This window comes from Actinoplanes sp. TFC3 (assembly GCF_001553785.1).
GTDB lineage: Bacteria > Actinomycetota > Actinomycetes > Mycobacteriales > Micromonosporaceae > Actinoplanes.
Genome location: NZ_LOJP01000002.1, coordinates 865569 through 876300, shown reverse-complemented (window position 1 = coordinate 876300; position 10732 = coordinate 865569). Strand labels below are relative to the sequence as shown.

The window sequence follows — 10732 nt, the reverse complement described above, 5'->3', positions numbered from 1 at the left end:
GCTCCAGCCGAGCCGCCAGCCCAGCGCGAGTGGCCGGGCCACCGCAAGCGTCAGACCGAGCGCAACCGGCCGCCCCAGCGCAACCGGATGGCCCGGCGCGGCCGGTCCCTCGTTCGGTCCGGACACAGACGCTCCCGCAAGGGCATCAGCCTCGGTACGTCCACCCGGCACTCCTCGCCAGCGCGGCTCAGCGTCAGTTCCCAGCGCGTCAGCGCCGCCCGCACCCACCCCGCGCCAGGATGATCTCTCCAACGCCGCCGGCGGACCGCTGGAACCGGCCCTGCTGGGCCCCCCGACCTCGATCACCCAGCGCCCACCGCAGCCCCGCAGCCGCCACGCCGCCCCGGAGACCAGCACCGACGCAGCCGGAGCCGACAGACATGGCCACGGCCGGCACGGCGCTGGCTACCGCGGCGAGGAACGAGGCTACGGCCTGACCACCGGCCCGATCCCACCCCCGCCACCGGGCGGCGAACGCCGCGCACCAAAGCCCAGCAGCAGCCGCCGCCCGGCACAAAGCAGCGGCCAACGCCCGGCAGAAGGCAGCGGCCGCCGCCCGATCAGCGACGACCAAACCCCGGGCGGCGAGCGCTGGTAGCTACTTGTCGATGTCCCCGACCACGAAGAACATCGACCCCAGGATTGCGATCAGGTCCGGCACCAGGCACCCCGGAATCAGCGTCGACAGCGCTTGCACGTTTGCGTACGAAGCCGTGCGCAGTTTCATTCGCCACGGCGTCTTCTCACCCCGCGACACCAGGTAATAGCCGTTGATGCCGAGCGGGTTCTCAGTCCACGCGTATGTGTGGCCCTCGGGCGCCTTCACGACCTTGGGCAGCCGTACGTTCACCGGGCCGCTGAGCTGGTCCACGCGATCCAGGCACTCCAGGGCCAGGTCAAGGGACACGTACACCTGGTCCAGCAGCACTTCGAAGCGGGAGTGGCAGTCGCCGGCCGTGCGGGTGACCACGGGGACGTCGAGTTGGTCGTACGCCAAGTAGGGCTCGTCGCGGCGCAGGTCCATGTCCAGGCCGCTGGCTCGGGCGACCGGGCCGGAAGCGCCGTACGCGGCGGCCTGCTCGGCTGTCAGCACGCCCACCCCAACCGTACGGGCCAGGAAGATGTCGTTTTTGCGGATCAGGTTGTCGATGTCGGGCATGCGGGAGCGGACTTCGGCGATGGCTGCGCGGGCGCGGCGGGTCCAGCCGGCTGGGACTTCTTCCTTGAGGCCGCCGACGCGGTTGAACATGTAGTGGATGCGGCCGCCGGAGACTTCCTCCATCACCGTCTGCAATGTCTCGCGCTCACGGAACGCGTAGAACATCGGGGTGATCGCGCCGATCTCCAGCGGGTACGAGCCCAGGAACATCAGGTGGTTGAGCACCCGGTTGAGCTCGGCGAGCGCCATCCGCAGCCAGGTGGCGCGCTCGGGCACTTCGATGCCCATGAGCCGCTCGACGGCCAGGACCACGCCCAGCTCGTTGGAGAAGGCCGACAGCCAGTCGTGACGGTTGGCAAGCACGATGATCTGCCGGTAGTCACGCACCTCGAACAGCTTCTCGGCGCCGCGGTGCATGTAGCCGACGATCGGCTCGCAGGCGGTCACGCGTTCGCCGTCGAGGGTCAGCTTGAGCCGCAGCACGCCGTGGGTCGAGGGATGCTGGGGGCCGATGTTGAGCACCATGTCGGCGGTGTCGAGCCCGGCACCCGTACCGACGGTCATCTCCCGCACGTCACTCACGGCTCAGATCGTCCCATGAAGCTCGATGCCCACTTCGTGCAGCAACCACCAATGCCCGCCCAGGCCGTCCGGATCGATCAGTTCGGCAGCCGAGCTGGAGGTGGCGAGCGCACGCAGATAGGCCGCCGGGTCCGTGCGGGCAAGATCCAGTGGGGGCCGGGCGCCGTCGATGCCGAGCGCTTTGAGGGCCTGTCGCTGACTGATCATCCGGTACGGAACCCCGGCCGCCCCCGCGACAGCGTCCAGCGCGACATGAGCTGTCAAATCAGACATTCCATCCGGTACGGGAGGCAGTTGCCGTCCGCCTCGGAAGCCGGTAAGTGTCCCGAGCGGCGGCCGGGAGCCCCGGACATGGCCGTAGTCCACGGTCAACGCCGCTCCCCGCCGTACCGATGAAACCGCATTTGCCCAGGCCAGATCGCGCGGCCAGCCCACCTCGATCCGGTCCCCCAGGCCGGCCCAGGGCCACCACCGCGCGATCCAGAAGCGGTCGGCGGCATCGATCTCGCCGCCCAGCGACTCCAGACCGGTCGCCGGGTCCACCAGAACGCGCCGGATCCGGCCCTGCTCGTCGACTTCGGCCACGTCAAGGGGCACATTGTCGAGCCATCCGGTGGCCAGCAGCACGCCGATGAGGTCCATGGGCATGTCGTGACGCCAGGCGATGTCCGCAGGTAGCCCCTCCGGGCGCGACGCCACTTCCACGCCCGTGAACTGGAAACGCTTGTTGCCCTGCGCCAGCGCGTGCAGCGCGGCCAGCAACTCGCCCCGGCCCGCGCCGACGTCCACGACCTGCAGTTTCTCCGGCTGCCCCAGCGCCTGGTCGACCTGAGTGATCACCCGCAGCAGCGCGCCGGCGAACAATGGCGAGGCGTGCACGCTGGTCCGGAAGTGATCAGCGGGACCACCGTGCTCCCCCGTGAAGAAACCGCCCGGCCCGTAGAGCGCCCGGCCCATCGCTGCCCGCCAACCCAGCCTCGTCACGCCCCCAATCTAGGGGGTGGAGAAGCTCACACGTCCTTGTCACGAACGTGTTAACCGGGCGCATACTTGCGATCGACCGGTACCCCTTCACGAGGACTGGATCTGCACATGAGCGCATTGCCGCACGCGCGCCCGCTGGTGATCGGCGTGGTGGGCGCAGGCCGGGTCGGAGCCGTTCTCGGGGCCGCCCTGCAGGCCGCCGGGCACCACGTTGTCGCCACTGCGGCCGTTTCCGCCGCCTCGCAGGAACGCGCGCGCCGCCTGCTGCCGCAAGCCGCGATCCTGCCGGCCGACGAGGTTGCGACGGCCGCCGAAGACCTGTTGTTGCTGGCCGTTCCCGACGACGCCCTGGCCGGAGTAGCCGCAGGGCTCAGGACCGGTTCTCGTACGATCACAGCGCACACTTCCGGCGCCCACGGACTCGCCGTTCTCGGTGAGGTCAACGGGCTGGCCCTGCACCCCGCGATGACCTTCACCGGCTCGACCGGGGACCTCGACCGGCTGCCCGGCATCGCGTGGGGCATCACGGCTCGGGACCGGGTTTTCGCCGCCCGCTTGGTCACCGACCTCGGCGGCGTGCCGGAGTGGATCGCCGAGGACGCCCGGCCGACCTACCACGCGGCGCTCGCGCACGGGGCAAACCACCTGGTCACGCTGGTCAATGAGGCCGCTGATCTGCTGCGCGCGGCCGGCGTCGAGCACCCGGACGTGGTGTTGTCACCGCTGCTGCACGCCGCGCTCGGCAACGCTCTGGCCCTGGGTGATGCCGCGCTGACCGGGCCGGTTTCGCGCGGCGATGCTGGGACCGTACGCAAGCATCTTGATCGTCTTTCCCCGGAGTCGGCACCGGCTTACCTCGCGCTGGCCCGCCGTACTGCCGACAGGGCCATCGCCGCCGGTCGCCTGCGCCCGCAGGACGCGGCCCTGCTGCTGGATGTCCTGGCCACCGCCGGCGCGATAGTTGGGAGCCCGTCATGACCACCGTGGTGCACACCCGCGCCGACCTCGCCGCCGCCCGCGCCGCCGCTCCGGGCCGGGTAGCCGTCGTGATGACCATGGGCGCGCTGCACGAGGGCCACCGCCAGCTCATGCGCGAGGCCCGTCAGCGCGCCGGCTACGTGATCGTCACCGTGTTCGTGAACCCGCTGCAGTTCTGCCCGGACGAGGACTTCGACAAGTACCCGCGCACGCTGCCCGCCGACGTTGAAGCGTGCACCGCCGAGGGCGTCGACCTGGTGTTCGCCCCGGACCGCGACGAGATGTACCCGGGCGGTACGCCGTCGGTAACGGTGCACGCGGGCCCGGTGGGGGAGATCCTCGAAGGTGCCAGCCGGCCCGGGCACTTCTCCGGGATGCTCACGGTGGTCGCCAAGCTGCTCCTGCTGACCCGAGCCGACCTGGCGTTCTTCGGCGAGAAGGATTATCAGCAACTGGCCCTGATCAAGCGCATGGTCCGGGATCTGGAGATCGGCGCGGAGATCGTGGGAGTTGTGACCGTACGGGAAAACGACGGTCTTGCCCTGTCGAGTCGCAACCGCTATCTGTCCGCGGACCAGCGCAAGTCGGCGCTTGCCTTGTCGCAGGCGTTGCGCGAGGGTGCGGCGCAGACCGAGGGTGCGCGGGTGCTCGAAGCGGCGAAAAAGATCCTGGGTGAAGAGCCTGGCCTGCAGGTGGACTATCTGGCCCTGACCGACCCGCTGCTCGGCCCGGCCCCGACGACCGGCCCTGCCCGGCTGCTGGTCGCGGCTAAGGCCGGCACCACCCGCCTGATCGACAACGTACCCGTGTCCCTGGGAGCCCTCGCATGATCCGCACCATGCTCAAATCCAAGATCCACCGGGCCACCGTGACCCAGGCCGACCTGCACTACGTGGGCTCGGTAACGGTCGACGAGGACCTGATGGAGGCAGCCGACCTCCTGGCCGGCGAGCAGGTGGCCATCGTTGACGTGACAAACGGGGCGCGCCTGGAGACCTACGTGATCCCAGGTCAGCGGGGCAGCGGCGTGATCGGCATCAACGGTGCTGCGGCGCATCTGGTGCATCCGGGGGACCTGGTCATCCTGATCTCTTACGGGCAGATGGACGACGCTGAGGCCCGTCGCTATCGGCCGCGGGTGGTTCATGTGAATGCCGCTAACGAGGTCATTGAGCTGGGAACGGACCCGGCGGCTGCGGTGCCGGGAATGGCCGGCGATCTGGTACGGGGAGACCTCACCAACTCCGTCGCCTGACGTCGGGTTCGCCGCCGGTCGCCATCTGCTGGATTGGCGGATATTCCTCTCTCTTGCCCTATGATCGACAAAACGGACATAGGTAGTTGAGGAGGCGGGATGGTCGACCTCGGCCGGCAGTACGCTGCCGCGGCCACCGCTCGTAGGTTGCGCCGCTTCGCAGCCCCTGGCAGGCGCCGGTTCACGGCGGCCGCGGTCCTCGTGCTGGCACTGGCCACCGCGGGCTGCGGCAACCCGCCCGGCGTCGACGGTGACCTGCTCAACGGCTGGGCCGCCATTGATGCCCCCACCGGCTTCACCCCGGTCGGTGAGACCTGCCACCTGGCCAATTTCTCCACCGCCGGCGCGCGGTCCTCGTACGAAGAAGTCGATTGCAAGCTCAAGCACCGCACCGAGACCGTCTATGTCGGCGAGTACCCCGGTCCGGCTGCCGAGGCCGGCGCCCCGCCCGCCAGCGACTCGGCCGCCCAGCGCGAGGCCTACCGGACCTGTGATGCCAAGACCACCGCGTATGTCGGCGGCGAATGGCGTACGGCGCGATTGTGGATCGGGGTCACCCAGCCGACCCAGCAAGCCTGGACGGGGGGTGCTCGCTGGTACCGATGTGAGGCCCTGGTCAGCAGCTCGGTCGAGGATGACGCCGGGCTGGTGCAGCGGGTCGGCAGCTTGCGGGATGCGCTGAAGGAAGCCAAGTCGCCGCTGCTGCTCACCTGCTACGCCGTGCAGCTCGACAAGGACGGCAAGATCGGTACGATGCCGGCTGCCCCCTGTGCCGCTGCCCATAATGCGGAGTTTGTCGGGCTGTGGCAGGCCGAGGACACCGCCGGGTACCCCGACAGCCCGAGCGAGTGGGACGCTTTCCACGCCGGCTGCCGTACCAGGATTGCGTCGTACGTCACCCTGCCCGACGACGCCGACCTGCAGTACCGCGCCGGCGTCGTATCGCTGCCGGGTGGCGAGGACGTGTGGGAAATGGGCGATCGCGGCGTCCGCTGCTACCTCTGGGTGGATACGTCCACGCTCACCTCGTCGCTCAAAGGCAAGGGCAAGGATGCGCTGCCTGTCCAGTACCAGTAACGCTTGGCACTTTGTGGCGCCCCGGCGATGAATTTCTCGGACGAGCGCGGTTGACTGATCAGATGTCGCATCTCGCCGACCTACCGGCGCTTCCCCGCCGCCTGGCCGCTCCCGAGCCGGGCTGGACCGAGACCACCGACGTGCTGGTGGTGGGCTCCGGCGTGGCCGGGTTGACCGCTGCGCTGCACCTGCGCGAGCAGGGGCTGCACGTCACCGTGGTCACCAAGGTCAACATTGATGACGGGTCGACCCGGTGGGCGCAGGGCGGCATCGCGGCCGTGCTGGACCCGCTGGACACCCCCGAGGCGCACGCGTTCGACACCGAGATCGCCGGCGTCGGCCTCTGCGACCCGGCAGCGGTGCGGATGCTGGTCGAGGAGGGCCCGGCGCGGATCCGCGAGCTCATGCGCATCGGCGCGGAGTTCGACCGCAACCCCGATGGCTCGCTGATGCTGACCCGCGAAGGGGGCCACCGAGCCGACCGGATCGTGCACGCCGGAGGCGACGCCACCGGGGCCGAGGTGCAGCGCGCCCTGCACGCGGCGGTGCGGCGGGACCCCTGGATCAGGCTGGTCGAGCACGCGCTGGTGCTGGATCTGCTGCGCGCCGCCGACGGCCGGGCCTGCGGCATCACCCTGCACGTACTGGGCGAGGGCAGCGAGGACGGGGTCGGCGCGATCCTGGCCCGGGCGGTCGTGCTGGCCACCGGCGGCATGGGGCAGATCTTCGCGTCCACCACCAACCCGTCGGTCTCCACGGGCGACGGCGTTGCGCTGGCCCTGCGCGCCGGAGCGGTGGTCACCGACGTCGAGTTCGTTCAGTTCCACCCCACCTCGTTCGTCACCGCGAGCGTGACCTCGGTGCAGCGCCCGCTCATCTCCGAGGCGTTACGCGGCGAGGGCGCCTACCTCGTCGACGAGTCCGGCAAGCGGTTCATGGTGGGTCAGCACGAGCTCGCCGAACTGGCCCCGCGTGATGTGGTCGCCAAGGGCATCCACCGGGTCCTGCAGGCCACCGGCGCCGATCATGTCTACCTCGATGCCCGGCACCTCGGCCGCGAATTCCTGGAACAGCGGTTCCCGACCATCCTGGCCTCCACCCGGGCCGCGGGCGTCGACCCGGCAACCGATCTCATCCCGGTCGCCCCGGCCGCGCATTACGCCTCCGGCGGAGTTCGAACAGACCTTTCCGGCCGTACGTCCATAGCCGGCCTTTACGCCTGTGGTGAAGTCGCCTGCACGGGTGTGCACGGTGCCAACCGCCTGGCCAGCAACTCGCTGCTCGAGGGTTTGGTGTTCTCACGGCGCATCGCCGATGACATCGCCCGTGACCTGCCGGCCCAGTCCGACCCGGTGCCGGTCACCGGGGCTGCGGGGTGGGTGGTGACTGCGGCCGTACGAGGTGATCTGCAGCGTGCCATGACCCGAGGAGCCGGAGTCCTGCGCTCGGCGGACTCGCTTGCCGGCACCAGCAAGGAGCTGGCCCGCCTCGGCGAGCAGCGCGGCACCCCCCGCAATGCGTCCTGGGAGGCCACCAACCTGCTCACGGTGGCCTCGGCGCTGGTGGCCTCGGCTTCGGAACGCCGGGAGACGCGCGGCTGTCACTGGCGCGAGGACTACCCCAACGCCGCCGACGAGTGGCGTGGGCACCTGCTGAACTCGATCGACCAGCACGGCCACCTGATCCAGCGGTTTGAGGAGATGGCATGACCAGTGTGAGCGAAGGGCTGGACCTGGCCCAGGTCGAGCGGGTTGTCTACACCGCGCTGGCCGAGGACCTCGGCGACCCACCGCGCGACGTGACGAGCGAGGCAACCATTGCTGCCGCTCAGGTGGACACCGCTGAGCTGGTGGCGCGGGCCGCCGGTGTGGTGGCCGGGCTCCCGGTGGCCGCCCAGGTCTTCGCGGTCACCTCGGGCGGTGTGGCGACCTTCGACCAGCGGGTCGAGGAGGGCGCCCGGGTATCACGGGGAGATGTGCTGGCCGTGATCAGTGGACCTACGCGGTCTTTGCTGACGGCTGAACGTACCGCGTTGAATTTGCTCTGCCGGATGTCCGGGGTTGCCACCCACACGCGCAAGTGGGCCGACGAATTGTCCGGCACGAAGGCCACAGTGCTGGACACCCGCAAGACCACGCCCGGACTGCGCGCGCTGGAGAAGTACGCCGTGCGGGTCGGTGGGGGCACCAACAAGCGCATGGGCCTGTACGACGTGGCCATGATCAAGGACAACCACAAGCTCGCGGCGGGCAGCATCACCGCGGCTTACCGGCTGGTTCGCGAGGCTTTCCCGGATATTGCGGTGCAGGTCGAGGTCACCACGCTGGCCGAAGCCGAGGAAGCGGTCGCTGCCGGGGCCGACTTTCTGCTCTGCGACAACATGACACCCGAGTTGCTGCGCGAAGTCGTGGTGGCGGTCGGCGACCGAGCCGAACTCGAAGCCACCGGCAATTTGACACTGGAAACCGTCAGCGCGTACGCCGCTACGGGCGTGGACTACCTCTCGGTCGGGGGGCTCACCCACTCCTCACCGATCCTCGACATCGCCATGGACCTTCGCGTCGTTTAGGTTTTGATCGTGCTTTTGTGCATCGACATCGGCAATACCAACACGGTTCTCGCCACGTTCGACGGCGACAAACTGGTTCACAACTGGCGGATCAAGACCGACGCCAGGTCCACCGCCGACGAGCTCGGCCTCATTTTGCGGGGCCTGCTGGCCGGCGACGCAGTGGAAGTCACCGGCGTGGCCGCGTGTTCCACAGTGCCGGCGGCGCTGCGCACCTTGCGAACGATGCTCGGCCGCTATTACAGCGAGCTGCCAAACGTCATCGTGGAACCCGGAGTGAAGACCGGGGTGCAGCTTGCCATCGATAATCCGAAGGAGGTAGGTGCCGACCGGGTGGTGAACACGCTGGCCGCGCACGCCCTCTACGGCGGGCCTTCCATCGTGGTGGACTTCGGCACCACCACCAATTTCGACGTCATCAGCGCGCGCGGTGAGTTTCTCGGCGGTGCGTTCGCCCCCGGCATCGAGATCTCGTTCGACGCGCTGGCCGCCCGGGCCGCTCAGTTGCGCAAGGTGGAACCCGCCCGCCCCCGTTCGGTGATCGGTAAGAACACCGTCGAATGTTTACAGTCCGGCCTTTATTTCGGGGTCGCCGGACAGGTCGACCGGATCGTCGAGCTGATGACCGAGGAACTCGGACCGGTGCGCTCGGTCATTGCCACCGGTGGGCTCGCCGGGCTGGTCAAGGATGCCTGCAAGACCATCACCGCGTACGAACCGATGATCACGCTGATCGGGTTACGCATGGTTTATGAGCGGAATGTCGGCTGAGCCGAACCCCTTTTGCGGCACCAGGAATCGCCCGCGAAGTTTGTGACTCTGCGCAACACGCTGGACATAGATCTCTATCCGCCGCACTCGGTCCGATGTTTCTGCGGCGACCGGTATTTCATTAGTTGCCGGTCGCCGCGGGGTCCGGCCGTTCGGATCTCTTGAAGTGGCGCATGTCGATATAAAAGCCCGGCCGGGCGGCTCTCCGACGGCTCTCGTACCCAACCCGGTGTCCCAATCACGCCGGCCGTTGCCTCCCGGAATACGGGGGCCGGCGCCGCGCTTCGCCAATGGAATCGACGCACCCCGCGGCATTGGATCGCTGCGCTGGGTGGCATTGGGCCGGCGCGCTCGTGGCATTGCCGATCGTCGTGCCCGCGGCATTGCCGTGCGAAACGCCGGATGCGTGCGGGACCCGATATCGAACCCCGCATTGACGGTTCCCGCGGGCAAAGCGTTATTGTATTCGCAGGATTGCTTGAGTAGAGACCCTAAGTGTCAACCCCGCGTTTGGGAGGATAACGGCCCGTGGCCAAGCAGATCATTCACAAGCTTGTCGACGACCTCGACGGCGGCGACGCCGAGGAGACCGTCAAGTTCGCGCTCGACGGAATTCAGTATGAGATCGACCTGTCCGACAAGAACGCGGCCAAATTGCGGGACGTCTTCGCTCCCTATGTCGCAGCCGGTTCGAAGGTTGCCCGCGGCGGAGTGGTCGTCGGCGGCCGGGCGGCTCGGGGCCGGGGCGGTGCGACCGCCGACCGGGAGCAGAACAAGGCCATCCGCGAATGGGCCAAGAAGAGCGGCAAGGACATCTCCGACCGTGGTCGCATCCCGCAGGAGATCGTGGACGAGTTCCACTCCAAAGGTCCCGGCCGCTGACTCGCAGGCACCGATTTCCACAGGGTCCGCAGCGCTTCGGCGCGGCGGACCCTGCTGCTTTTCGCTCATCGGGCGCCTCGCTTGCGTAAGTTATCCACAGGGGTGGACGGCGTTGTCCACAGGTTGTGGACGGCGTAATCCCCCTTGTGGGTTCTTCTGCAGCGCCGGGATTTCGCTGTCCGCGTACTTCGCAGGGGTGGGGAACAGCCGCTGAGCGTGCGAAGTTGGGGAAATCATCGGTGCGGGACGTCCCGGCCGGGCTCGAGGGCCCGGCAGAGTCTCCCGGCGGCGATAGAGTAGTGACAGCACGGGCATCACCGATGTTCGTGCGCTGGCCCCGCCAGTTCATTGGCGCACGGCACGTGAGGAGCACGAGGGCATGTTCGAGCGGTTCACCGACCGAGCGCGACGGGTTGTCGTCCTGGCCCAAGAAGAGGCCCGGATGCTCAACCACAACTACATCGGGACTGAGCAC

At 68.6% G+C, this 10732-nt stretch carries 11 protein-coding genes; 9 read left to right on the top strand and 2 right to left on the bottom strand.

The window, feature by feature from the left end; all coding sequences use genetic code 11:
• Window positions 1-598: 598 nt before the first annotated feature.
• The gene (locus tag TFC3_RS31160; RefSeq protein WP_067509139.1) at window positions 599-1723 is read right to left on the bottom strand and encodes an NADH-quinone oxidoreductase subunit D; all 1125 of its coding nucleotides are present in this window, start codon (window positions 1721-1723) and stop codon (window positions 599-601) included.
• A gap of 21 nt (window positions 1724-1744) precedes the next feature.
• Window positions 1745-2698 carry an SAM-dependent methyltransferase gene (locus tag TFC3_RS31155; RefSeq protein ID WP_067509137.1) on the bottom strand — a complete coding sequence of 318 codons (954 nt, stop codon included), beginning with the start codon at window positions 2696-2698 and terminating at the stop codon, window positions 1745-1747.
• A 135-nt stretch (window positions 2699-2833) separates the two neighbouring features.
• Between TFC3_RS31155 and TFC3_RS31150 the strand changes: the two genes are divergently transcribed.
• The 9 genes from TFC3_RS31150 to TFC3_RS40585 form a co-directional block, all read left to right on the top strand.
• Complete coding sequence (locus TFC3_RS31150) at window positions 2834-3703, top strand: Rossmann-like and DUF2520 domain-containing protein (protein ID WP_067509136.1); 870 nt, start codon at window positions 2834-2836, stop codon at window positions 3701-3703.
• Entirely contained in the window at window positions 3700-4533 is an 834-nt protein-coding gene (panC, locus tag TFC3_RS31145) for a pantoate--beta-alanine ligase (RefSeq protein ID WP_067509134.1), read from the top strand. Before TFC3_RS31150 ends, panC begins: the two co-directional genes overlap by 4 nt.
• Complete coding sequence (panD, locus tag TFC3_RS31140; protein WP_067509132.1) at window positions 4530-4958, top strand: aspartate 1-decarboxylase; 429 nt, start codon at window positions 4530-4532, stop codon at window positions 4956-4958. The genes panC and panD overlap by 4 nt, the downstream gene beginning before the upstream one ends.
• A 99-nt stretch (window positions 4959-5057) precedes the next feature.
• Window positions 5058-6035, top strand: a complete 978-nt coding sequence (locus TFC3_RS31135) for a septum formation family protein (protein WP_082772631.1) — start codon at window positions 5058-5060, stop codon at window positions 6033-6035.
• Between the two features lie 62 nt (window positions 6036-6097).
• Window positions 6098-7744, top strand: a complete 1647-nt coding sequence (locus TFC3_RS31130) for an L-aspartate oxidase (RefSeq protein WP_067509130.1) — start codon at window positions 6098-6100, stop codon at window positions 7742-7744.
• Entirely contained in the window at window positions 7741-8604 is an 864-nt protein-coding gene (gene nadC / locus TFC3_RS31125; RefSeq protein WP_067509128.1) for a carboxylating nicotinate-nucleotide diphosphorylase, read from the top strand. Before TFC3_RS31130 ends, nadC begins: the two co-directional genes overlap by 4 nt.
• Window positions 8605-8613: 9 nt before the next feature.
• Window positions 8614-9375, top strand: a complete 762-nt coding sequence (locus TFC3_RS31120) for a type III pantothenate kinase (protein ID WP_067509900.1) — start codon at window positions 8614-8616, stop codon at window positions 9373-9375.
• A gap of 528 nt (window positions 9376-9903) precedes the next feature.
• Window positions 9904-10257, top strand: coding sequence for an Lsr2 family protein (locus TFC3_RS31115; protein WP_067509126.1), 354 nt, complete (start codon window positions 9904-9906; stop codon window positions 10255-10257).
• 379 nt (window positions 10258-10636) lie between these two features.
• Window positions 10637-10732: Clp protease N-terminal domain-containing protein (locus TFC3_RS40585; protein WP_131735922.1), on the top strand; the 96-nt coding region annotated here is incomplete at its 3' end.

Bases quoted from the DNA above. Each gene is read 5' to 3' on its own strand.
- TFC3_RS31155 (WP_067509137.1), bottom strand. From the start codon at position 2,698: ATGGGCCGGGCGCTCTACGGGCCGGGCGGTTTCTTCACGGGGGAGCAC.
- panD (WP_067509132.1), top strand. From the start codon at position 4,530: ATGATCCGCACCATGCTCAAATCCAAGATCCACCGGGCCACCGTGACC.
- TFC3_RS31130 (WP_067509130.1), top strand. From the start codon at position 6,098: ATGTCGCATCTCGCCGACCTACCGGCGCTTCCCCGCCGCCTGGCCGCT.
- TFC3_RS31160 (WP_067509139.1), bottom strand. From the start codon at position 1,723: ATGACCGTCGGTACGGGTGCCGGGCTCGACACCGCCGACATGGTGCTC.
- nadC (WP_067509128.1), top strand. From the start codon at position 7,741: ATGACCAGTGTGAGCGAAGGGCTGGACCTGGCCCAGGTCGAGCGGGTT.
- TFC3_RS31135 (WP_082772631.1), top strand. From the start codon at position 5,058: ATGGTCGACCTCGGCCGGCAGTACGCTGCCGCGGCCACCGCTCGTAGG.
- TFC3_RS31150 (WP_067509136.1), top strand. From the start codon at position 2,834: ATGAGCGCATTGCCGCACGCGCGCCCGCTGGTGATCGGCGTGGTGGGC.
- panC (WP_067509134.1), top strand. From the start codon at position 3,700: ATGACCACCGTGGTGCACACCCGCGCCGACCTCGCCGCCGCCCGCGCC.